This window comes from Ralstonia sp. PBBBR1, assembly GCF_002256165.1.
GTDB classification, from domain to species: Bacteria; Pseudomonadota; Gammaproteobacteria; order Burkholderiales; family Burkholderiaceae; genus Ralstonia; species Ralstonia thomasii.
The window spans coordinates 707,254-730,288 of sequence record NZ_NKIL01000002.1 but is presented as its reverse complement, the minus strand read 5'-3'; the positions used below and the strand labels follow the sequence as shown (position 1 = coordinate 730,288).

Below are 23,035 nucleotides of genomic sequence, written 5' to 3'. Positions count from 1 at the left end.
CACCTGCTCAACCACTGCCAACTTAAAAGCCAGCGTGTAGTCCCTCTGCGTTCGCTTCTTCTGCCCTTCCATCTTGACCCTCACTCCCTGGCGGGGAAAAAGTGTCAACCTTATTCAGGACGGGTCACGCACAACAAAAAAGCCTCGCGGTTGCGAGGCTTTTTCTTGGGGGCTTCAGGGTCAGGCGACAGCCTTGATGCGAGGAGCATTCTCGTCATAGCGGCGGATGAAATCACGCAACTGCGGATATACCTGCTCGCGCCAGCGGCGACCCGAGAAGATGCCGTAGTGGCCGCACTTGGGCGCCGTCAGGTGCTGCTTGCGCGCGTTCGGGATGCCGGTGCACAGGCCATGCGCTGCTTCCGTCTGGCCGCTGCCGGAGATGTCGTCCAGTTCGCCTTCGATGGTGAAGAGCGCGGTGCTCTTGATGTCCTGCGGACGCACCGGCTTGCCTTCTACCACCCACGTGCCGTTGGCCAGGTGGAACTCCTGAAATACGTCGCGGATGGTCTCCAGGTAATACTCGGCGGCCATGTCCAGCACGGCGTTGTACTCGTCGTAGAAGCGCACGTGGGCCTCAGCGTCTTCCGTGTCACCCTCGATCAGGTTCAGGTAGTAATCGTAGTGCGATGACAGGTGGCGGTCCGGGTTCATGGCTACGAAGCCGGCGTGCTGCAGGAAGCCCGGATACACCTTGCGGCCATGACCCGGATAGTTGGCCGGCACCGTGTAGATCACGTTGTTCTCGAACCAGCTGTGCGCCTTGTTGGTCGCCAGCGAGTTGACGGCGGTCGGGCTCTTGCGGGCGTCGATCGGGCCGCCCATCATGGTCATCGTGCGCGGCGTCTTCTCGCCGTCCGAGGCCATCAACGAGATGGCGGCCAGCACGGGCACGGTCGGCTGGCACACCGAGATCACGTGCAGCTTGTCGGCGCCAATGTGGTTGATGAACTCGCGGATGTAGTTGATGTAGTCCGACAGGTGGAAGGCGCCTTCCTCGGTCGGCACCATGCGAGCGTCGATCCAGTCGGTCACGTACACCTTGTGATCCTGCAACAGCGTGCGCACGGTGTCGCGCAGCAGCGTGGAGTGGTGGCCCGAAAGCGGCGCACACACCAGCACGATCGGTTCATCCTTGAGCAGCTTGATGGTCTCGGCGTCGTCGGCGTAGCGCTTGAAGCGGATCAGGCGGCAGAACGGCTTTTCGACGATGGTCTGCTCGACGATGGGAATGTCCCGGCCGTTGGATTTGACGGAGCGGATGCCGAATTCTGGCTTCTCGTACTCCTTGCCCAGGCGGTACAGCAGCTCGTAGCCCGCAGCGTAGCGTTGCGCGCCGGGCATCAGAGACAGCGGACTCAGTGGGTTGGTGAAGGTCTTGGCAGTCGCTTGGGCCCAAGCTGTCATGGGGCTGAGCAGGGCGCGCTGGAATTCGTGAAGCTGGTAAAGCATGGCTGGACCGGTCTGTGGTGGCGAGGGCGACGCGAACGATTATGCACCTGAGTGCACGGTACTGCGATGCAGCATAAACCCTGATAACAGAGTGTTGCACCGCTTCTATGATGCGCCCGTGTCAGTCTATTCCGATGCAGCAAAAAAGCGGCCGAAGCCGCTTTTCTTTTTGCAATTGCACCTAAGGCGTGATGCCTACAGCACCTTTACAGAACATCAGCGATGGCATTCACCACGGCATCGATGTTGTGCGTGTTCAGCGCGGCCACGCAGATGCGGCCGGTCGACACGGCGTAGATGCCGTGCTCGGTGCGCAGGCGATCCACTTGCGCGGAGGTCAGGCCCGAGTACGAGAACATGCCGCGCTGGGCCTTCACGAACGAGAAATCGGTCTTCACGCCCTTGGCGGCCAGCTTGTCGACCAGTGCGTTGCGCATCGACTTGATGCGATCGCGCATTTCGCCCAGTTCCTGCTCCCACATCGCGCGCAGCTCCGGGCTCGTCAGCACGCTGGCGACGATCGTGCCGCCATGCGTCGGCGGGTTCGAGTAGTTCGTGCGGATCACGCGCTTGACTTGCGACAGCACGCGGGCGGATTCGTCCTTGCTGGTCGTCACGATCGACAGCGCGCCGACGCGCTCGCCGTAGAGCGAGAACGACTTCGAGAACGAGCTGGAGACGAAGAACGGCAGGCCCGATTCAGCAAACAGGCGCACAGCCAGGCCGTCTTGCTGGATGCCGTCGGCGAAGCCTTGGTAAGCCATGTCGAGGAACGGGATCAGGTTCTTGGCCTTGATGACTTCCACGACCTGCTTCCACTGCTCGGTGGTCATGTCCACGCCGGTCGGGTTGTGGCAGCAGGCGTGCAGCACGACGATCGTGTTCGGCGCGTAGCTGTTGAGCGAATCCAGCATGCCGGCGAAGTTCAGGCCGTGCGACGGGGCATCGTAGTACGCGTAGTTGACCACTTCGAAACCGGCGGATTCGAACAGCGCGCGGTGGTTTTCCCAGCTCGGGTCGGAAATCGCGACCTTGGCGTTCGGGTACAGGCGCTTGAGGAAGTCGGCGCCGATCTTCAGTGCGCCGGTGCCGCCCAGGGCTTGCGCGGTGACCACGCGGCCTTCGGTGATGAGCGGCGATTCAGCGCCGAACAGCAGCTTCTGCACGGCCTGGTCGTAGGCGGCAATGCCTTCGATCGGCAGGTAGCCACGCGGGGCAGCGGCGGCCAGGCGGGCCTTTTCGGCTTCCTGCACGGCGCGCAGCACCGGAATTTTCCCTTCGTCGGTGAAGTACACGCCCACGCCCAGATTCACTTTGGTGCTGCGGGTATCGGCGTTGAAAGCTTCATTCAGGCCCAGGATGGGGTCGCGCGGGGCCAGTTCGACGGCGGAGAAAAGCGACATGAGATGTCTCGATCGGTTGGTTCGGGATTCGGTGGGATCTTGCAGGCGGTGCGGCGCGGACTCCGGGGCGGCTCGCCCGGCGCCAGATGTACAACGAGGCGCGCACGAGGAGGGATTGTACCGAATACAGGCTCTAATCGCCCGAAAAATCCTTGCAGAACAGGCGCCTAAAGTGCTCTGGCGTCCGGTACAGATGTGCCGACGGGGATGTCCAAACGATTGCCGAGGGCGCGCGCTACACTACACGATTGGTTGCAATTGCCGCTGCCGCCCTCACTTGCTGAAGGCGTGCGAGTCACTTTGTCGACTTCCCGCGCTGCCATCCCACCCGCCGCCATGACCGATCTGAGCCAAGTCCCCAGCCCGCACGACGAGTCGAAGTTCGTGACTTTCGAGGGCTCGCCGTTCCAGTTGTACCAGCCGTATCCGCCGGCCGGCGACCAGCCGGAGGCGATCCGCCAGCTCGTCGAGAACATTGGCGACGGCCTGTCGTACCAGACACTGCTGGGTGTGACGGGCTCGGGTAAGACCTTCACCATGGCCAATGTGATCGCGCAGGTGGGTCGGCCGGCCATCGTCTTTGCGCCTAACAAGACGCTGGCGGCGCAGCTGTATTCCGAGTTCCGGGAGTTCTTCCCGCGCAATGCGGTCGAATACTTCGTCTCGTACTACGACTACTACCAGCCTGAGGCCTATGTGCCGCAGCGCGACCTGTTCATCGAGAAGGATTCGTCGATCAACGAGCACATCGAGCAGATGCGGCTCTCCGCGACGAAGAGCCTGCTGGAGCGCCGCGATGTTGTGATCGTGGCGACCGTCTCGGCCATCTACGGTATCGGCAATCCGAGCGAATACCACCAGATGATCTTGACGCTGCGCGCGGGGGACAAGGTCAGCCAGCGCGACGTGATCGCGCGCCTGATCGCCATGCAATACACACGCAACGAGACGGATTTCCAGCGCGGCACCTTCCGCGTGCGCGGCGACACGGTCGACATCTTCCCCGCCGAGCATGCGGAAATGGCGGTGCGCCTGGAGCTGTTCGACGACGAAGTCGAATCGCTGCAGCTGTTCGATCCGCTGACCGGCCGTGTGCGGCAGAAGATTCCGCGCTTTACGGTGTACCCGTCGAGCCACTACGTGACGCCGCGCGAGACCGTGCTGCGCGCCATCGAGACCATCAAGGCTGAACTGCGCGAGCGGCTCGATTTCTTCTACAAGGAAAACAAGCTGGTGGAAGCGCAGCGGTTGGAGCAGCGCACGCGCTTCGATCTGGAGATGCTGCAGGAGCTGGGCTTCTGCAAGGGCATCGAAAATTATTCGCGGCACCTTTCTGGCTCCGCGCCCGGCGAACCGCCGCCGACGCTGGTCGACTACCTGCCGCCCGATGCGCTGATGTTCCTTGATGAATCGCACGTGCTGATCGGCCAGCTCAACGGCATGTACAACGGTGACCGCGCGCGCAAGGAAACGCTGGCCGAATACGGCTTCCGGCTGCCTTCTGCGCTCGACAACCGGCCGCTGAAGTTCGCCGAATTCGAGACCAAGATGCGGCAGGTGACCTTCGTGTCTGCCACGCCGGGGGATTACGAAAAGAAGACCGCGGGCACGGAAGTCGTCGAGCAGGTCGTTCGCCCCACGGGCCTCGTCGACCCGATCATCGAGGTGCGCCCCGCCACGACGCAGGTCGACGATCTGCTGTCCGAGATCCATGTGCGTGTCGAGGCCGGCGAGCGCGTGCTGGTGACCACGCTCACCAAGCGCATGGCCGAGCAACTGACCGAGTTCCTGTCGGAGAACGGCGTCAAGGTCCGCTACCTGCATTCGGACATCGACACCGTCGAGCGCGTGGAGATCATCCGTGACCTGCGCCTGGGCACGTTCGACGTGCTGGTTGGCATCAACCTGTTGCGCGAGGGTCTGGATATTCCCGAAGTGTCGCTCGTGGCGATCCTGGATGCGGACAAGGAAGGTTTCCTCCGTGCCGAGCGCTCGCTCATCCAGACCATTGGCCGCGCGGCGAGGAACGTGAACGGCACCGCCATCCTGTATGCCGATCGCATGACCGATTCGATGAAGAAGGCGATTGGCGAGACCGAACGCCGCCGCGCCAAGCAGATCGCCCACAACGAGGCGCATGGCATCACGCCGCGCGGCGTTGTCAAACGCATCAAGGACATCATCGACGGCGTGTACAACGTCGACGATGCGCGCGCGGAACTGAAGGCCGCGCAAGAGGCCGCCAAGTACGAGGACATGAGCGAGAAGCAGGCGTCCAAGGAAATCAAACGCCTGGAAAAACAGATGCTCGACCACGCCAAGAACCTCGAATTCGAAAAGGCGGCGGCGGTGCGCGATCAGCTTGCCAAGCTCAAGTCGCAGCTCTTTGGAGCGAGCGGCGAAGATCACATCGTTCCGGCCGCCTGAACTGCGCGGCCATCTGCGTTGTCGGTGTCCCGCTGCCTTGCCCGAGGCGGGCGGCGGGTGAGTGTCGACACCATTTCAAATCAGGCTCAGGCTCAGGCGCTGCGTGTCGTTTGACTGGGGAACCGGCACGCGCTGCAGCGCTCGACTGCACGCGTTCGCCATCAAGGGAGTTCGATGTTCGATTCTTTGCTCAATCCGTGGCGCAAGTGGCGCGCTTCCCGGCACGCCAGCCATCAACTCGATGCCATCCTGGCGCAGTTCGAGCCCACGCGCAGTCTGGCCGAGCGCAATGAATGGCTGATCGAGCTGGCTTACTGGCTGCGTCGGGCGGACCGGCCAGCGGGGGCTGCGTCGGAGTCCTGGCGTTATGCCCGTCTGCGTTATCTGTTGCAGGTGCTGGAGAACAATCCGGCCCTGGCAGAACGCGTCGGACAGGCATTGCGCAGCATCGTGCAAGACAACGATCCGGTGTCGCTGTTATGCGATACGGGGTTGTCGTCACGCTCGGGTTTCTGGAGCGAGTTGGTCGACCGCTGGCAGGCGCGCTGGCTGCCGCCCGCACCCAATCAGGCGCAACTGGCAACGTTGTTTGCACTGCTGTTCGTGGGCCCGACCGATGCGCAGTGGGTGGGTGGCCTTGACGACGAACTGGTCACGCGCCTCCACGCGCTGTTCCGTGCGGGGATGACCGATGAGGAGCACGCAGCGGGCCAGACACGGTTGGAACGCAGCCTTGGCATCGGCATCCAGATCCTGATCAGCCAGGTGCGTGCGGCGGGTTTGTCGCGCGGTATCCGCAGCCGCATGGACCATGCGGAACTCACCGATTCTCCGTTCTATCTGCTCGCCGATGCGGCCAACGCGATCTTCCTGGAACGGCCCGACACGGCGCTTGCGAGCCCCGAGCGTTTTGTGCAGGAACTCAACTATTTCCGCGCCGTGCTGGATCGATGCCGCGCGGCTACGGCCAGCGTGTATCAGCATCTGGACGAGAACGGCGTCTCGGTGGAGGTCGTGTTTCAGGTCGAACGCATGAAGGCGTGGCTGGGCCGCATCGATCTGCTGCTCTCGGCGTGGGCGGACACGCAGGGCTCTCGCCGCTTCGTGCATATGACGGCCGAGCTGGTGTCGGCCAGCCAGCACCGCCGCAGCGTGGGGTATCTGATCCGCTCCACGTTTGCCGATCTGGCGCGCAAGGTGGTCGAGCGGTCTGCCGAGAGCGGGGAGCACTACATTACGCGCGACGGCAAGGAATACGGCGCGATGGTCAAGGCGGCAGCCGGCGGTGGCGTCATTACGGCGGCCACGGTGTACATCAAGTTCTTCATCACGGGGGCGCATCTGTCGCGTTTTACCGAAGGGCTGTTCGCGTCGATCAACTATGCGGTCAGCTTTCTCGGCATCCATTTCGCCCATTTCACGTTGGCCACCAAACAGCCCGCCATGACGGCGCCCGCGCTGGCGCACCGACTCGACCAGGTCGGGCGCCAGGAAGGGCTGGACCGCTTTGTCGACGACACCGTCGCCATGATCCGCTCCAACGCGGCGGCCATTGCAGGCAACCTTGTAGCAGTGGCGCCGGTGGCTTTTGTGGTGCAGTGGCTGGCCGGGCGGTTCTTCCATGCGGATTTGATTTCGGCGGCGAAGGCGATGGCGACCATCGATTCGTTTTCCATTCTTGGACCGACGCCGCTGTACGCCATCTTCACGGGCGTACTGCTGTGGGCATCAAGCCTGGCGGCAGGTTGGGCCGACAACTGGTTTGCGCTGCACCGTGTGCACGACGTGATTGCCTACCACCGGCGCCTGCGGTTCATGGTCGGCACGCAGGGTGCGCAGCGTATTGCGAGCTTCTGGAAGCGCAATCTTTCGGGCATCGTCGCCAATGTGTCGCTGGGCTTCATGCTGGGGCTGGGGCCCGAGATCCTGTCGTTCTTCGGCCCGCATATGGAAGTGCGTCATGTCACGCTGTCGACGGGTGCGGTGGCAACCGCCGTGGGCGTACTGGGGCCCAGCGTGATGCACACGGCGCCGTTCTGGCTGGCCGTGGCGGGCATTGCGCTGATGGGCGTGCTGAACGTCCTGGTGTCGTTTGCGCTGGCCTTCAACATGGCGATGCGCTCGCGCAACCTGCGCGGCGTCGATCGCAAGCGAGTGACGGGTGCCGTGTGGCGGCGCATCTTGCGGGATCCGCTTTGCCTGCTGGTACCGCGCGCCCCGACCGCGAGCACGCCGCCCGGCACCAGTACGCCGGTCTAGTGGGTGGCAGGCGCGGCAGGCGCACCCAGCTCGCTGCGGAACGGAATGGACGGCTGCGCGCCGAGCCGCGTGACTGACACGGCCGCCGCGGCTTGCCCAAACTCGATGGCTGCATCGGCTGCCGCGTCTTCCGCCAATGCCGCTGCCAGCGCACCCACGAACGTATCGCCAGCGGCAGTGGTATCGATGGCATGCGCGGTGGGCGCCGGCATCAGCAGGCGCGAGTGGGCATCCACGTAGGCAACGCCGTGCGCGCCCAGCGTGACAATTACGTGCCGCGCACCTTGTGCGTGGAGATCGGCAGCGGCATCCAGTGCGGCTTCGGGCGAATCGACGGGCCGGGCCGTCAGCAGCGCGGCTTCGGTTTCGTTCGGGATCAGGTAATCGCAGGCGGCGATCCACGGCGTAGGCAAGGGGCCGATGGCGGGTGCAGGGTTCAGGATGACCGTCTTGCCAAGCCGCTGGCCCAGCTTGAGGGCGCATTCCACCGCATCGGGCGGCGATTCCAACTGACAGACGATGACGCGCGCGCGTTCGAACGCAGCACGCTGGGCTTCGATCATCGTTGGCGTCAGCAACTCGTTGGCGCCGGCCACGATGACGATGGTGTTCTGGCCGCTGTTGGCCACGGTCACGCAGGCGATGCCGGTGGCCACCCCGGCGTGCTCCGACACCATCGATGTGTCCACGCCTTCGCGGCGCAGGCCGTCGCGCAGCGCGGTGCCGTACGCGTCATCACCCACGCAGCCGAGCATGGCGACACGGGCCCCCAGGCGTGCAGCGGCCACTGCCTGGTTGGCGCCCTTGCCGCCCGGGATGGTTTCCAGCGCAGGCGCTGCAACCGTTTGCCCGGGACGCGGCAAGCGGGGCGTGCGGATCACGAGATCCATATTCAGGCTGCCGACGATCAGCACGTCGGCAGCGGGGTGCGCGGAAGAGGCGGAAGGGCGCTTGGCCACCATGGCGGGACTACGTTGAAAGCGTGAAAGGGATGCGGGATCAGGCGGCGCGGGCGGGGCGCTCGGGCTCGGCGGTCGACTCGCGCAAAGACAGGCGCGGCGGCAGCACGATGCGGCGTGCACGCGGCTCTTCCACAGGATGGCGCAAGGCGTTGTCGCCGAGATGCTCGAGCAGCGTCTGCGCGGTGGTCTCGCCCAACTGGCGGATCGATTGGCCGACAGTGGACAGCGCCGGATAGACGTAGCGGCTCAGTTCGATGTCGTCAAAACCCATCACGGACAGCGCCTTCGGCACGGGAATGCCCAGTTCCGCCGCGGCGCGCAGCGCACCGATGCCCATCAGGTCATTGCCGGCAAAGATGGCCGTGGGCATCTCGCCTTCGGTCAGCAGCTGGCGCGCGGCGCGGTAGCCGCCGGGGCTGGTGAAATCGCCTTCGGCAATGCGGGCGGTGGCTTCGGGCACGCCCGCCTCGCGCAGCGCGCGGTGGAAACCGGCCAGGCGCTCCGCCGTCACGCTCAATGCCGAAGGCCCACTGATGCAGGCGATGCGGCGGTGGCCGAGGTCCAGCAGATGCTTGGTCGCCATGTACGCGCCTTCTTCGTGATCGACTTGGACCTGATCGGCCTGGATGCCTTCGGTCGGGCGGTCGACCATCACGATGGGCAGGGCGGATTCACCGAGCGCTTCGACCAACGCCGTGTCTGGCCCGGCGCTGCTGACGATGATGCCGTCAACGCGTTTTTCCATCAGCACGCGCAGGTAGTCGCGCTGCTTGCGGGGGTCGTCGTCGGAGTTGCAGAGGATGACGCTGTAGCCGGCGGCGGCACACACATCTTCAATGCCCCGCGCCAGCTCCGCAAAGTAGGGGTTGGTGGCGGTGGGCACGAGCACGCCGATGGTGCGCGTGGTGCGGTGTTTGAGCGAGCGCGCCACGGCGCTGGGCACATAGCGCGTGGCCCGGATGGCCTCTTCCACGCGCTTGCGCGTCTCGGCGTTGACCGGTCGTGTGTTGTTGATGACGTGCGAGACGGTGGTGAACGAAACTCCGGCCAGTGCGGCCACGTCTTTGATGGTTGCCATGACGATCTCCTCGGTCTCTTAATGGTGTTTGCTGCGGTTGCGCTTGCTGCGATAGGTATCCATGACCACGGCTGCGACGATGACCGCGCCCGTGATGATGCGTTTGGTGGGCTCGGAGGCGCCGATCTGCGCAAGGCCCGATTCGAGCACCGAGATGATGAGCACGCCGAACAGCGTGCGCACGACCGAGCCGCGCCCACCCATCAGGCTCGTGCCGCCGATCACCACGGCCGCGATCACCTGCAGCTCCATGCCCACGCCGGCGTTCGGATCGGCGGCTTCCAGGCGTGATACCTGGAACAGCGCAGCCAGGCCGGAGAGCAGCCCCATCAGCGCGAACACCGCAATCTTGTATGGGCGGGGGTTCACGCCCGCCAGCCGCACAGCTTCTTCGTTGGTGCCGATGGCCACCAGGTAGCGGCCGAACACCGTACGCACCAGTACGATCTGGCCAACCACCGTGATGGCAATCGCAATCAGGAACGACGGCGCGATGCCCAGCGCGATGGGGTTGGCTAGCCAGTCGACCGCGCTGCCGATGTACACCGTGCGCGAATCGGTGAGGCTGTAGGCGAGGCCGCGCGCCATTTCCAGCACGCCCAGCGAAACGATGAACGACGGAATGCCCCAGTGCACCGTGACTGCGCCGGTCAGCATGCCGGCCGTCGTGGCCAGCACCACGCCCGCCAGCGCAGCCGGCAACAAGCCCCAACCCAACTGGGTCATGGCCACCGACAGCACCGAAGCCGACAGCGCCAGCACCGAGCCCACCGACAGATCAATGCCGCCGATCATCAGGATGAATGTCATGCCCACCGCCATCACGAGCAGGTCGGGAATCTCGTTGGCGATGGTTGTGAACGTGGGCAGCGAGAAGAACGTTGGCGACAGCGTGCCGAACAGCACCAGCATGGCGACCAGCGCAGCGAGCAACCCGCCGATGGTGCCAAGCGACATGCCCAGCGCCGCGCGCGTGCCGGCTGTTGCAGCGGGCCGCGTCGGGGGCAGGGTGGAATCAGAGCGCATCTGCGGTCTCCGAGGGCGATTGAGGTGCATATGAATCGGATTCTTCCGATTCACCGAAGGCAGCGGCGAGCAAGGCGTCCTGGCTCCAGCCACCGCGTTGGAAGATGTGCGTAAGCCGCCCGGCGCGCATGACGCCAATGCGATCACACAACTGCATGAGTTCACGCAAATCGCTCGACACCACGACCAGCGCCTTGCCTCGCGCGGCCAGCGCGTCGAGCAGCGTATAGATGTCGAACTTGGCGCCGACGTCTACGCCGCGCGTGGGCTCATCGAGGAGCAGCACAGGCGTGTCGCGCTCCAGCCAGCGCGCAATCGCCACCTTCTGCTGATTGCCGCCCGAGAGTTCACCGACCGGTTGCTCGGGCCCAGCGCAACGGATGCGCAATGCGCCGATGTGCCGCTGCGCCAGCACCCGCTCGCGTGCCGGTTGCAGCCAGCCGCGCTTCGTTACGCCTGGCATGTTGCCCAGCGCGATGTTGGTCGCGATGGGCAGGCTCAGCAGCAGGCCTTCGTCCTTGCGGTCTTCGGTGAGCAGGCTGATGCCGTGGCGCACCGCGTCGCCCGGCGAACGGATGCGCACTGGCGCCAGCGGCGAGCCGACTTCGACGCTGCCCGCATCCGCGCGGTCCGCACCGAAGATCAGCCGCAGCAGTTCCGTGCGCCCCGCACCGACCAGGCCCGCGATGCCGAAGATTTCTCCCGGCGCCACGTCAAAGCTCACATCGCGCACAGCCGGGGCACGCGTCAGCCCGGTCACCCGCAGCGCCGGTGAGCCGTCACCGAGCCACGGTTCGCGCGCGGCCCGCAGCGTTTCGGACGAGGCGGCCACGTCGCGACCGACCATCGCCTGGATCAGCGCATCCTGCGTGACCGTCGCAGCCGGCGCATCGGTGACGAGCTTGCCGTCACGCAGCACGACGATGCGATCCGCAATGCGCGCCAGTTCGTCCAGGCGGTGAGAGATGTAGATGATCGCCACGCCTTCGCGGCGCAGCGCGTCGATGCGCTCGAACAGCGTGGCGCTTTCGTGCGCGCTCAGCATCGCCGTCGGCTCGTCGAGGATCAGCACACGGCATGCGCTTGCCAACGCGCGGGCAATCTCGATCATCTGCCGGTGGCCGATGCCGAGCGTGTGTACGGGCGTCCAGGGGTCGAGGTCCAGGCCCACGCGCGCAAGCGCCTGTTCGGCCCGAAAGCGCAGCGCAGAGCGATCCACGAAACCCAGCCGCCGGGGGAGTTCGCCGAGGAACAGGTTTTCGGCCACTGTCAGCGTCGGCACCATGCTCAGTTCCTGCAGCACCATGCGCACGCCCAGCGCCTCCGCTGAGCTGCGCGAATCAGGCGCGTAGAGCGTGCCGGCAAGCGTCATCGACCCGGAGGTTGCCGTCTCCAGCCCGCAGAGGATCTTGGAGAGCGTGCTCTTGCCGGCGCCGTTCTCCCCCGTGAGCGCGAGCACCTCGCCCGCGTGCACGTCGAGATCGATATCTCGCAGCACGGGGGCGGCGTAGTGCTTGCTGACGGCGGAAACACGCAGCAGCGGCGGGCGCGGTTCGTAAGCGGCAGACATGGCTGGCGGCGGCTTGCCGGTCTGTGGCGTTACGTGCGCGTGACGAGGTTGACCGGTGTCTCGACGACACCCGACAGCTTCGCTTGCGGCGTCTTGGCGGCTAACGCCTTCAGGGCGGTCTCGATGCCGTAGACGGCTTGCTGATCGGCGTGCTGATCGGCCGTCGCAACGACACGCCCGTCAGCCAGCATGGCCTTGATGGCGTCGATGTTGTCATAGCCGCCAATCAGCACCTTGCCCAGCTTGCCCGCCGCGCGCACAGCCGATACGGCGCCGATCGCCATGTTGTCGTTGCCGCACAGCAGGGCCTTCAGGTCGGGCTCGGAGCGCAGCATGGCGGCTGCCACCTTGTTTCCCTTGTCGATTTCCCATTCGCCCGATTGCACCCCCGCGATCTTCAGCTTGGCGGCTTCGGCGGCGTCCTTGAAGCCAGCGGTACGTTGCTGGGCGTTCGTGGTGGTCGGTATGCCTTCGATGATGCCCACGGCATCGCCCGGCTTGAGCGACTTGGCAACGAAGTCGCCCACCAGTCGTGCACCCTTGCGGTTGTCCGGCCCCACGAAGGGCACGTTCAGCCCTTTCTCTTTCAGTGCCGCGGGGTCCAGCCTGTTGTCGATGTTGATGACGAGAATGCCCGCGTCCACGGCCTTCTTGACGACCGGCACCAACGCCTTGGAATCGGCCGGGGCCAGCACCAGCGCATCCACGCGCGCGACGATCATCTGCTCGACCAGACGGATTTGGCCAGCGGTGTCGGTTTCGTCGCGAATGCCGTTGGTCAGCAGTGAATACTCCGACGCGTGATCCTTCTGATGCTTACGCGCGCCGTTCTCCATGGTCAGGAAGAACTCGTTGGCAAGCGACTTCATCACCAACGCCACCTTGGGCGGCTGGTTGGCGGCGTGCGCCAGCGAAAATGGGAACGGCAGAGCAGCAGCTACGACAGAGCCCGCGCCAAGTTGCAGGGCGCGGCGACGGCGGATATCCATGGTGTCTCCTCCAGGAAGAGGCCTATCTGGGGCGGGTGGGTGCGGGCGTCGTCGCTGCCTCATGCCGTCAGGCATCTCTAAGGGCAATCGCGCCTCGCTCTTCGCAAACGTTTGCGTACCTGACAGTCTCGGCTACCGCGTAACAGAAGTCAACGAAATTGCGCTTTCCACCGCATAAGTAAAAACCCGCAGTGACGGCGCCTTGACGACGGACTCGCAAGTTGCGCTGCCGGAGTGGCGTGATAGCCCTATCCAACGTGGTTGATTGTTTTAGTCCACAATACGGCCTGCCGCGTGGCCATCCCGTTTTTCGGGCTCTGCAAATCCCCTTGCTGCGACGCGGAATCCCCCGACACCTTAGTTGACCGATTTTGTCGGGTTCCTTTATACTTGAGCAAAACGATCAGGTATTTCCCCGACGCCATGAGATTGACCACCAAAGGCCGCTTCGCGGTCACCGCCATGATTGACTTGGCGCTGCGCCAAGAGCAGGGTCCGGTCACGCTGGCCGGCATCAGCCAGCGTCAGAAGATTTCGCTGTCGTATCTTGAGCAGCTGTTCGGCAAACTGCGCCGCCACGAAATCGTGGAAAGCGTGCGCGGTCCGGGCGGCGGCTACAGCCTCGCCCGCCGTGCCGACGACGTTACCGTTGCCGACATCATCATCGCCGTGGATGAGCCGCTGGACGCCACCCAATGCGGCGGCAAGGGCAACTGCGGCGGCGAAGAGCATGTCGGTGGCCATACGGGCCGCTGCATGACGCACGATTTGTGGGCCACGCTCAATCAGAAGATGGTCGAGTATCTCGATTCGGTGTCGCTGCAGAACCTGGTCGATCAGCAACGCGAGCGTCAGCCAGAAGTGATCCAGGACATGCGTGAAGCGCGTCCGGCTCGCCGCGAACGCACACCGACACGCGCCCGCGCCGTTGACACGCCGGCTACCGCGTCGGTGGCCGCCGAGCCCGTCAAGCGAGCACCGCTGGTCAACTCCGTTTTCAGTCTGGCGCAGTCGTGATTGCGCTAGCGTGAGACTGGCCGCGACGCCAGTCCACACAAGAACATCGCCCCCCACACAAGGCAGACAAGATATGAGCACCCCGCAACTTCCCATCTACATGGACTATTCCGCGACGACGCCGGTGGACCCGCGCGTGGTCGACAAGATGATTCCGTACCTGCGCGAGAGCTTCGGTAATCCGGCTTCGCGCAGCCACCCCTTTGGCTGGGAAGCCGAGAAGGCCGTCGAGACCGCACGCGAGCAGGTCGCCGCGCTGGTGAATGCCGACCCGCGCGAAATCGTCTGGACGTCGGGCGCGACCGAATCCGACAACCTGGCAATCAAGGGCGCTGCCAACTTCTACAGCAGCAAGGGCAAGCACATCATCACCGTGAAGACCGAGCACAAGGCTGTGCTGGACACGACGCGTGAGCTGGAGCGCCAGGGCTTCGAGGTGACCTACCTGGACGTGAAGGACAACGGCCTGATCGATATCGACGTCTTCAAGCAAGCCATCCGCCCTGACACCATTCTTGCGTCGGTGATGATGGTGAACAACGAAATCGGCGTCATTCAGGACATCGAGCAACTCGGCGAAATCTGCCGCGAAAAAGGCGTGATTTTTCACGTCGATGCCGCGCAGGCTACGGGCAAGGTGGAAATCGACCTGCAGAAGCTGAAGGTTGACCTGATGTCGTTCTCGGCGCACAAGACGTATGGGCCGAAGGGCATCGGCGCGCTGTACGTGCGCCGTAAGCCGCGTATCCGTATCGAAGCGCAGATGCACGGCGGTGGACATGAGCGCGGCATGCGCTCGGGTACGCTGGCCACGCACCAGATCGTCGGCATGGGTGAGGCCTTCCGCATCGCCAAGGAAGAAATGGCGACCGAGAACGAGCGCATCCGCATGCTGCGCGACCGCCTGTATCGCGGCCTGAACACGATGGAAGAGGTGTACGTGAACGGCGACATGGAAGCCCGTGTGCCGCACAACCTGAACATCAGCTTCAACTTTGTGGAAGGCGAGTCGCTGATCATGGCGATCAAGGACGTCGCCGTGTCGTCGGGGTCGGCCTGCACGTCGGCCTCGCTGGAGCCTTCGTACGTGCTGCGTGCGCTGGGCCGCAACGATGAACTCGCGCACAGCTCGATCCGCTTCACGGTGGGCCGCTTCACGACGGAAGAAGAAGTCGACTACGTGGTCGAGCTGCTCAAGAGCAAGATCGGCAAGCTGCGCGACCTGTCTCCGCTGTGGGAGATGTATAAGGACGGCGTGGATCTGAACAGCATTCAATGGGCGGCGCACTGAGCGCGGCGTTTGAGAACAACGGCGCCCCCGCGCCAGCCAACGATTGAAAGAGGTGTGAAATGTCTTACAGCAACCAAGTTCTGGACCATTACGAAAACCCGCGCAACGTCGGTTCGTTCGAGAAGGGCGACGACACGGTCGGCACCGGCATGGTCGGCGCGCCGGCTTGCGGCGACGTGATGAAGCTGCAGATCAAGGTCAACGAGCAGGGCGTGATCGAAGACGCCAAGTTCAAGACCTACGGCTGCGGTTCGGCCATCGCTTCGTCGTCGCTGGTGACGGAATGGGTGAAGGGCAAGACGCTGGATCAGGCGCTGGAAATCCGCAACACGGCCATCGCTGAAGAGCTGGCCCTGCCGCCGGTGAAGATCCACTGCTCGATCCTGGCCGAAGACGCCATCAAGGCGGCCGTGGCCGACTACAAGGAAAAGCACGGTTCGGCCGAGCAGAAGGCTGCTTGAGCCGGTTTGGATAGAAAGGACGCAGCATGATCACCCTGACCGACAAGGCCGCGCAGCACGTTTCCCGCTACCTGACCCGCCGTGGCAAGGGCGTGGGCCTGCGCGTGGGCGTGAAGACCACGGGCTGTTCGGGCCTGGCCTACAAGCTCGAATATGCAGATGAGATTGCCACCGAAGACCAGGTCTTCGAATCCAACGGCGTCAAGGTGATCGTCGATCCGAAGAGCCTGCCGTACATCGACGGCACTGAGTTGGACTACGCACGCGAGGGGCTGAACGAAGGGTTCCGCTTCAATAATCCAAACGTGAAGGACGAGTGCGGCTGCGGTGAATCGTTCCGCGTGTGAGCGGGGCACATTGAAGCAGCCGATTGTCGGTTTCGAGCGGGACGAGGAGGGCCATTGGGTCGCCCGTCTCGCTTGCGGACATGGGCAGCATATGCGCCACGATCCGCCTTGGCAGTTGCGCCCCAGGACTGAAACCGAAGCCGGGCGCGCCAGCAAGATGGGCGTGGCGGTCGAGTGCCTGAAGTGCGATCGGGGTGAGCCGGTCGAATAAGAAACACGAAGGAACACTAGGCGGCGCAGCCGCTTTTTTTATTCATGAATTCCGGCTTGTCAGCGAACACGACGCATTTTTCTCTCTTCGGTCTGCCCGAGCACTTCGAGGTCGACGACGACGCGCTGAACGCTGCGTATCGCACCGTGCAGTCGCAGGCGCATCCGGATCGTTATGCCCATGCGGGCGATGCCGAACGCCGCGTCGCCATGCAGTGGGCCACACGTGCGAACGAGGCGTATCAGACGCTGCGTGACCCGCTCAAACGGGCGACGTATCTGCTGCACCTGCGCGGTATCGACGTGCAGGCAGAGAACAACACGGCCATGCCGCCCGCGTTTCTGATGCAGCAAATGGAATGGCGCGAAGCCTTGGGCGACGCCAAGGCGGAGCGCAACGTCGATGCGCTGGATGATTTGCTTGGCATGCTGCGCAAGGAAAAACGCACGCGCTATCAGGCGCTGTCCGGTCTGCTCAATAGCGATGGCAACACCGCAGCAGCAGCCGATGCCGTGCGCCAATTGATGTTCATCGAAAAGATCGAACGCGACACCGCCGAGGCCATCGACCGGCTGGAAGACTAGAACCCAGAATTTGCGACAATGTTGGGTTGCCCCGGCAGGCAGCCCATCCGCGCAATCGAGACATCCCCATGGCTTTACTGCAGATTTCCGAACCTGGCGAATCACCCGCACCGCACCAGCGCCGTCTGGCGGTCGGCATCGACCTGGGCACGACCAACTCGCTGGTGGCCTCCGTGCGCAGCAGCGTGCCGGAAGTGCTGCCCGACGATCAGGGGCGCCCCCTGTTGCCCTCCGTGGTGCGCTACCTGCCCACAGGCGGTGCGCATATCGGCTACAAGGCCCAGGCCGAAGCCGTGCGCGACCCGAAGAACACCATCATCTCGGTCAAGCGTTTCATGGGGCGTGGCCTGAAGGATGTTGCCCACATCGAGAACACGCCGTACGACTTTGTCGACGCGCCCGGCATGGTGCAGTTGAAGACCGTGGCCGGCGTGAAGAGCCCGGTGGAAGTGTCGGCGGAGATCCTGGCCACGCTGCGCCAGCGCGCGGAAGATACGCTCGGCGATGAACTCGTCGGCGCCGTCATCACTGTCCCTGCGTACTTTGACGACGCACAGCGGCAAGCCACCAAGGACGCCGCCAAGCTGGCGGGCCTGAACGTGCTGCGCCTGCTGAACGAGCCGACCGCAGCTGCCATCGCCTATGGCCTGGACAACGGCTCCGAAGGCATCTACGCGGTCTACGACCTGGGTGGCGGTACGTTCGACATCTCTGTGCTCAAGCTCACCAAGGGCGTGTTCGAGGTGATGTCGACGGGCGGCGACTCCGCGCTCGGCGGTGACGATTTCGACCAGCGCGTTGTGTGCTGGATCGTCGAGCAAGCCGGCCTGCAACCGCTCTCGGCCGAAGACACGCGCCTGCTGCTGAACAAGGCGCGCGCCGCCAAGGAATGGCTCTCCACCGCTGACAGCACCGAGATTGACGCGATGCTCTCCACCGGCGAGACCGTGCACCTCGTGCTGACCGCTGAGACCTTTGCCGAACTGACCGCCACTCTCGTGCAGAAGACGCTGTCGCCCGTGCGCCGTGCGCTGCGCGATGCAGGCGTGACGGTGGAAGACGTAAAGGGCGTGGTGCTCGTAGGCGGCGCGACGCGCATGCCGATCATCCGCCGTGCCGTGGGTCAGCTGTTCGGTCAGACGCCGCTCACGAACCTCGATCCGGATCAGGTGGTCGCCATTGGCGCGGCCATGCAGGCCAACCTGTTGGCCGGTAACCGGGCACCGGGTGAAGACTGGCTGCTGCTCGACGTGATCCCGCTGTCGCTGGGCGTCGAGACGATGGGTGGCCTGGTCGAGAAGATCATCCCGCGCAACAGCACGATTCCCGTCGCACGCGCCCAGGAATTCACCACCTTCAAGGACGGCCAGACGGCGATGGCGATCCACGTCCTGCAAGGCGAGCGCGAACTGGCGAGCGATTGTCGATCCTTGGCGCGTTTCGAGTTGCGCGGCATCCCGCCGATGGTGGCTGGCGCCGCACGCATCCGCGTGACGTATCAGGTGGATGCCGATGGCTTGCTATCGGTGTCCGCACGCGAAACGGTGTCGGGCGTGGAAGCGTCGATTGCGGTGAAGCCGTCGTACGGTCTGGGCGATGACGATGTCGCCCGCATGTTGCAGGAAGGTTTCCAATCCGCCGAAGACGACATGCGCCGTCGAGCGCTGGCCGAAGAGCGCGTTGAAGGCGAACGCCTGCTTGAGGCGCTGTCACAGGCGCTGGCGGCCGATGGCGATCTGCTGTCGCCCGAGGAGCGTGCCGCCATCGACACCGAAATTGCCGCGCTGCGCACCACCATGCAGGGCGAAGACCATCGCGCCATCAAGAACGCCGTGGATGCCCTGTCGCATGGCACCGACGAATTCGCCGCGCGCCGCATGGACCGCGGCATTCGCAAGGCGCTCGCCGGCAAACGTATCGAGGAACTCGGCTGATCGCCGATCGGATCCCCCCAAAACACATTTATCGAACGAGTTTCTTCATGCCACACATCGTCGTCCTTCCTCACGTCGAATACTGCCCGGAAGGGGCCGTGATCGAAGCCAAGCCCGGCACGACCATCTGCGATGCACTGTTGGGCGCCGACATTGAGATCGAGCATGCATGCGAGAAGTCGTGTGCCTGCACGACCTGCCACGTGATCGTGCGCGAGGGCTTCAATTCGCTGGATGAGGCGACCGAGAAGGAAGAGGATCTGCTCGACAAGGCCTGGGGCCTGGAGCCGAACTCGCGCCTGTCGTGTCAGGCCAAGGTGGCGGAGTCGGACCTGACCGTCGAAATTCCGAAGTACACGATCAACCACGCCAAGGAAAACCACTGAGCCGAGTGGCCAGCGGTGGAGGGAGCCCATCATGAAATGGAACGACATCCAGCAGATCGCAGAAGCGCTGTATGACAAGTACCCCGACGTCGATCCGACGCGCCTGAACTTCGTCGACCTGCACAACAAGGTGGTCACGCTGGAAGGCTTTGACGACGACCACAAGCGTGGCGGCGAAAAATTTCTGGAAGCCATCCAGCAAGCCTGGATCGAAGAAGCGGAATAAGCGCGCAGCCTCAAACGCGTATGCATGAAAAAACCGGCCCGAAGGCCGGTTTTTCTTTTGGGGCGAAGGCGAAGCCGGATTACCCCGCCACCAGCGTACCGTTCTCGATATGCACGCGTTCGCCTGCCTGGAAGCCCGGTGCAGCCTTGTACGTGAAGCTGCGGTTGGTGCCGTTGTCCATGCGCACGTTCACACGGTATTGGGTGTCGCGGCTGTAGTAGTTCTCCGCCACGTGGCCGCCATAACCGCCTGCCACCGCGCCGCCGACCGTAGCCAGCGTACGGCCATTGCCGCGGCCAATCTGGTTACCCAGCAGCCCACCCACCACGGCGCCACCGATCATGCCGAGGCCGGTTTCCTTGCCTTGCGTGGTGATCGGCGTGACTGAAGTCACATGGCCGGCATAGGGGCTGGCCGACTGGCGCGGCTGGGTTTGCGCATAGCTCGGGCTGGTCGAGGGTGCGCGTTCAGCGTACGACGGCTCGCGGGCTCGCGTCAGAGCGGGCGCCACATTCTGGGCCGGATATGGAGCGGCCTGATTCGGTTGCGTGGTCTGGCCTGGCGCAGCCAGTGCCATCGGGGCTGAAGCGCCCGCCACGGCCGCTGCCGATTGCGCGGCAACGTTGGGGTCAGTGCTGCCCTGTGTAGCCTTCGAGGTCGGCAGCACACCGGTAATGGCGGCCACCGCCGTCAGGCTGGCGATGATAACGGCCACAGCGGCCGTCGTCATCAGCGGATGCATGCGGCGCGAAGACGGAGGCACTTGCCCCGGCGACGTGCCGCCGTATTGTTGACCTTGGTTCGATTGGACGTTGTTGTTCATCATCGCTCTCCTGCGCCGTGATCGGTTCGGCGTTTTGATGATCACAGTGTGGTCCATCGCCCAAACGGATGCCGTTTTAATTTGTAAGCATCTGTACTCCAATTTTTCGCTTAAAAATCAAGTGCTTGGCGAAGTTTGTCCCACTTTGTAAAAACCGGGCATTGTTACAAATAGCGGGGTGGGCGCGTGATTTGCGGCCACGCACGCAACAAAAAACGCCCCCGAAGGGGCGTTCTTTCCAAGGCGATCGATCGCGCCCGATCAGTCTTCGCGGCGCAGGTGCGGGAAGAGGATCACGTCGCGGATGTTCGGGCTGTCGGTGAGCAGCATCACCAGACGGTCGATGCCGATGCCGCAGCCGCCGGTCGGGGGCATGCCGTATTCCAACGCGCGGATATAGTCGGCGTCGTAGAACATGGCTTCTTCGTCGCCAGCGTCCTTTTGCTCGACCTGCTTGCGGAAGCGCTCGGCCTGGTCTTCAGGATCATTCAGCTCGGAGAAACCGTTGGCGATTTCGCGGCCGGTGATGAACAACTCGAAGCGCTCGGTGATGCCCGGCAGCGTGTCGGAGCCACGTGCCAGCGGCGACACTTCGACCGGGTAGTCGATGATGAAGGTCGGCTCCCACAGTTGCGACTCGGCCGTCTCTTCAAACAGCACGAGCTGCAGCGTACCCACGCCGGCGTTCAGGAATTGCGGCGCATTGGTGTCGATCTTGAACTTCTTCAGCTCGGCGCGCAGGAAGTCGACGTCAGCCAGTTGGGCGTCCGTGTATTGCGGCGCGTACTTCTGGATCGCTTGGCAGATGGTCAGGCGATGGAACGGCTTGGCAAGATCCAGCTCGCGGCCCTGGTAGGTCAGCGTGGCGGTGCCAGAAGCGTCAATGGCAGCCTGGCGGATCAACTGCTCGGTGAAGTCCATCAGCCAGCGGTAGTCCGTGTAGGCCGCGTAGAACTCCATCATCGTGAACTCGGGGTTGTGTCGCGGCGACACGCCCTCGTTACGGAAGTTGCGGTTGATCTCGTACACGCGCTCGAAGCCGCCGACGATCAGTCGCTTGAGATACAGCTCCGGCGCGATGCGCAGGAACATCTGCATGTCCAATGCGTTGTGATGCGTGATGAACGGCTTGGCCGCCGCGCCGCCCGGAATGGGGTGCAGCATCGGCGTTTCGACTTCCATGAAACCGTTGCCGGCCATGAAGTTGCGCAGCGAGGCCATGGCCTTGGTCCGGGCGCGGAATGTGTCGCGCGTTTCCTTCGAGACGATCAGATCGACGTAGCGCTGGCGGTACTTCTGCTCCTGGTCAGCCAGGCCGTAGTAGTCGCCCGGCAGCGGACGCAGGCTCTTCGAGAGCAGGCGCAGCTCCGTCACAGCCACCGACAGTTCGCCGGTCTTCGTCTTCATCAGCGTGCCGCGCGCCGCCACGATGTCGCCCAAGTCCCATTTCTTGAAGCTGGTGTAGACGTCTTCGCCCACGGCGTCGCGGCTGATGTAGAACTGGATGCGGTCGGTGGCGTCCTGCACGGTGGCAAAGCTGGCCTTGCCCATCACGCGCTTGAGCATCATGCGACCGGCAATGGCCACCTGCACCGTTTCGGCTTCCAGTGCGGCCTGCTCCAGCTCGCGGTACTTGGCTTGCAGATCACCGGCATGGTGCGTCGGGCGGAAATCGTTGGGAAACGCGACGCCTTGCTGGCGGATCTCTGCCAGCTTCTCGCGGCGCTCGGCGATGATCTTGTTGTCGTCCTGCGCCGGCACGGCGGCCGCGGTGTTCGATTCGGCCGGGTTGTTCTGTTCGGTCATGATGGTGATGAGAGGAATGTCGGTTCAGGCGATGTTGCGCAGGTCATCCAGCTCGGTCGCGCCAAAGTCGGGGCGGACGAGGTAGGCGGCGATGCGCGTGGCGGCGACTTGCGGCGAGACCAACTCGCCATGCGCGTGCAGATCGCGGAAGCGCTGCACGCCGGCAAAGTCGGCGCCACGGATGGTGCGTTGCATGTCGGTGTCGATCACGCCGGGGGCGAGTGCCACGGCGCGCACGCTCGCGTCGCCATCGGCATTGATGGCGCGCACGAACATGTCCAGCCCGGCCTTGCCGGTGCAATACGCCGCCCAGCCGGCGATCGGCCGGCGCGCAGCGCCCGACGAGATCGCCAGCACGCGGCGCTGCGCGTTCCACCCGGAGGTGCCGCGCAGCAGGGCAGCGGTCAGCGCCATCGGGCCGGCCAGGTTCAGTTGCAGGTGCGGCAGCAGCGTATCGGCGCGCAATGTGTCGATGGTGCCGATCGGCTCGACCGCGCCGGCGTTGAGCACCAGCGTCACGTTGGCAAAAGCGGGCAGGGCGGCAAGCGTCTTGGTCATCCAAGCCTCGGCGGCATGCGCGTCGGACAGGTCGACCTGGTGCCAGTCGAGCGTCACACCGGCGGCTGCCGCCTGCGCGCGCAATTCGGCGTTATCGCCGCGTGCGACGCAGATGAGGCGGCGACCGGGTTGCATCAGCGCCTGGGCCAGCGCGGCGCCCAGGCCGCGCGAGGCACCGGTCAGGATGAACAGGGACGTGTCAGACATGGCAGTCGCTCTGGTTTG

21 protein-coding genes are annotated in these 23,035 nt (G+C 64.1%); 11 read left to right on the top strand and 10 right to left on the bottom strand.

The window, feature by feature from the left end:
- Nucleotides 1–180: 180 nt before the first annotated feature.
- A complete protein-coding gene (gene phaZ, locus CFE42_RS03470) occupies nt 181–1,452 on the bottom strand; it encodes a polyhydroxyalkanoate depolymerase (RefSeq protein WP_004635729.1) in 1,272 nt (423 codons plus the stop codon).
- Nucleotides 1,453–1,658: 206 nt separating this feature from the next.
- Nucleotides 1,659–2,855 (bottom strand): amino acid aminotransferase, encoded by a 1,197-nt coding sequence (locus tag CFE42_RS03465; protein WP_004635727.1) that lies wholly within the window; start codon nt 2,853–2,855, stop codon nt 1,659–1,661.
- A gap of 336 nt (nt 2,856–3,191) precedes the next feature.
- Here CFE42_RS03465 and uvrB point away from each other — a divergent pair, with 336 nt between their 5' ends.
- The gene (uvrB, locus tag CFE42_RS03460; protein ID WP_004635725.1) at nt 3,192–5,282 is read left to right on the top strand and encodes an excinuclease ABC subunit UvrB; all 2,091 of its coding nucleotides are present in this window, start codon (nt 3,192–3,194) and stop codon (nt 5,280–5,282) included.
- A 174-nt stretch (nt 5,283–5,456) separates the two neighbouring features.
- On the top strand, nt 5,457–7,541 hold the full coding sequence (locus tag CFE42_RS03455) for a site-specific recombinase (RefSeq protein ID WP_004635723.1): 2,085 nt from the start codon (nt 5,457–5,459) through the stop codon (nt 7,539–7,541).
- Here the strand turns inward: CFE42_RS03455 and rbsK are convergent.
- From rbsK to CFE42_RS03430, 5 genes are read right to left on the bottom strand one after another with little or no spacing between them, the layout of a single operon-like run.
- On the bottom strand, nt 7,538–8,503 hold the full coding sequence (gene rbsK / locus CFE42_RS03450; RefSeq protein ID WP_004635721.1) for a ribokinase: 966 nt from the start codon (nt 8,501–8,503) through the stop codon (nt 7,538–7,540). The genes CFE42_RS03455 and rbsK overlap by 4 nt on opposite strands.
- Nucleotides 8,504–8,540: 37 nt before the next feature.
- Nucleotides 8,541–9,581 carry a LacI family DNA-binding transcriptional regulator gene (locus tag CFE42_RS03445; protein WP_004635719.1) on the bottom strand — a complete coding sequence of 347 codons (1,041 nt, stop codon included), beginning with the start codon at nt 9,579–9,581 and terminating at the stop codon, nt 8,541–8,543.
- Nucleotides 9,582–9,599: 18 nt separating this feature from the next.
- The gene (locus CFE42_RS03440) at nt 9,600–10,607 is read right to left on the bottom strand and encodes an ABC transporter permease (RefSeq protein ID WP_004635717.1); all 1,008 of its coding nucleotides are present in this window, start codon (nt 10,605–10,607) and stop codon (nt 9,600–9,602) included.
- Nucleotides 10,597–12,177, bottom strand: a complete 1,581-nt coding sequence (locus CFE42_RS03435; RefSeq protein WP_004635716.1) for a sugar ABC transporter ATP-binding protein — start codon at nt 12,175–12,177, stop codon at nt 10,597–10,599. Before CFE42_RS03435 ends, CFE42_RS03440 begins: the two co-directional genes overlap by 11 nt.
- Before the next feature lie 29 nt (nt 12,178–12,206).
- Nucleotides 12,207–13,166 carry a sugar ABC transporter substrate-binding protein gene (locus tag CFE42_RS03430; RefSeq protein WP_004635715.1) on the bottom strand — a complete coding sequence of 320 codons (960 nt, stop codon included), beginning with the start codon at nt 13,164–13,166 and terminating at the stop codon, nt 12,207–12,209.
- A gap of 423 nt (nt 13,167–13,589) precedes the next feature.
- On the opposite strand from CFE42_RS03430, the gene iscR reads away from it, so the two are divergent.
- The 9 genes from iscR to iscX all read left to right on the top strand — a co-directional run bounded on the left by iscR (nt 13,590) and on the right by iscX (nt 19,623).
- The gene (gene iscR / locus CFE42_RS03425; RefSeq protein WP_004635714.1) at nt 13,590–14,183 is read left to right on the top strand and encodes a Fe-S cluster assembly transcriptional regulator IscR; all 594 of its coding nucleotides are present in this window, start codon (nt 13,590–13,592) and stop codon (nt 14,181–14,183) included.
- Nucleotides 14,184–14,256: 73 nt separating this feature from the next.
- A complete protein-coding gene (locus CFE42_RS03420) occupies nt 14,257–15,474 on the top strand; it encodes an IscS subfamily cysteine desulfurase (RefSeq protein ID WP_004635713.1) in 1,218 nt (405 codons plus the stop codon).
- Nucleotides 15,475–15,533: 59 nt separating this feature from the next.
- A complete protein-coding gene (gene iscU, locus CFE42_RS03415) occupies nt 15,534–15,935 on the top strand; it encodes a Fe-S cluster assembly scaffold IscU (protein ID WP_004635709.1) in 402 nt (133 codons plus the stop codon).
- Nucleotides 15,936–15,961: 26 nt separating this feature from the next.
- The gene (iscA, locus tag CFE42_RS03410; RefSeq protein ID WP_004635708.1) at nt 15,962–16,282 is read left to right on the top strand and encodes an iron-sulfur cluster assembly protein IscA; all 321 of its coding nucleotides are present in this window, start codon (nt 15,962–15,964) and stop codon (nt 16,280–16,282) included.
- Nucleotides 16,283–16,292: 10 nt separating this feature from the next.
- Complete coding sequence (locus tag CFE42_RS03405; RefSeq protein WP_037044924.1) at nt 16,293–16,493, top strand: DUF3565 domain-containing protein; 201 nt, start codon at nt 16,293–16,295, stop codon at nt 16,491–16,493.
- Nucleotides 16,494–16,537: 44 nt separating this feature from the next.
- The gene (hscB, locus tag CFE42_RS03400; RefSeq protein ID WP_004635705.1) at nt 16,538–17,077 is read left to right on the top strand and encodes a Fe-S protein assembly co-chaperone HscB; all 540 of its coding nucleotides are present in this window, start codon (nt 16,538–16,540) and stop codon (nt 17,075–17,077) included.
- A 68-nt stretch (nt 17,078–17,145) separates the two neighbouring features.
- Entirely contained in the window at nt 17,146–19,011 is a 1,866-nt protein-coding gene (gene hscA, locus CFE42_RS03395; protein ID WP_004635703.1) for a Fe-S protein assembly chaperone HscA, read from the top strand.
- A gap of 47 nt (nt 19,012–19,058) precedes the next feature.
- Nucleotides 19,059–19,397 carry an ISC system 2Fe-2S type ferredoxin gene (fdx, locus tag CFE42_RS03390; protein WP_004635701.1) on the top strand — a complete coding sequence of 113 codons (339 nt, stop codon included), beginning with the start codon at nt 19,059–19,061 and terminating at the stop codon, nt 19,395–19,397.
- 31 nt (nt 19,398–19,428) lie between these two features.
- Nucleotides 19,429–19,623, top strand: a complete 195-nt coding sequence (gene iscX, locus CFE42_RS03385) for a Fe-S cluster assembly protein IscX (protein WP_004635700.1) — start codon at nt 19,429–19,431, stop codon at nt 19,621–19,623.
- 79 nt (nt 19,624–19,702) lie between these two features.
- On the opposite strand, the gene CFE42_RS03380 is transcribed toward iscX, so the two are convergent.
- From CFE42_RS03380 to CFE42_RS03370, 3 genes are all read right to left on the bottom strand, one after another.
- A complete protein-coding gene (locus CFE42_RS03380) occupies nt 19,703–20,446 on the bottom strand; it encodes a glycine zipper 2TM domain-containing protein (protein WP_004635698.1) in 744 nt (247 codons plus the stop codon).
- 261 nt (nt 20,447–20,707) lie between these two features.
- Nucleotides 20,708–22,252, bottom strand: a complete 1,545-nt coding sequence (lysS, locus tag CFE42_RS03375) for a lysine--tRNA ligase (RefSeq protein WP_004635696.1) — start codon at nt 22,250–22,252, stop codon at nt 20,708–20,710.
- A gap of 24 nt (nt 22,253–22,276) precedes the next feature.
- Complete coding sequence (locus CFE42_RS03370) at nt 22,277–23,017, bottom strand: SDR family oxidoreductase (protein WP_004635694.1); 741 nt, start codon at nt 23,015–23,017, stop codon at nt 22,277–22,279.
- Between the last annotated feature and the right edge of the window lie 18 nt (nt 23,018–23,035).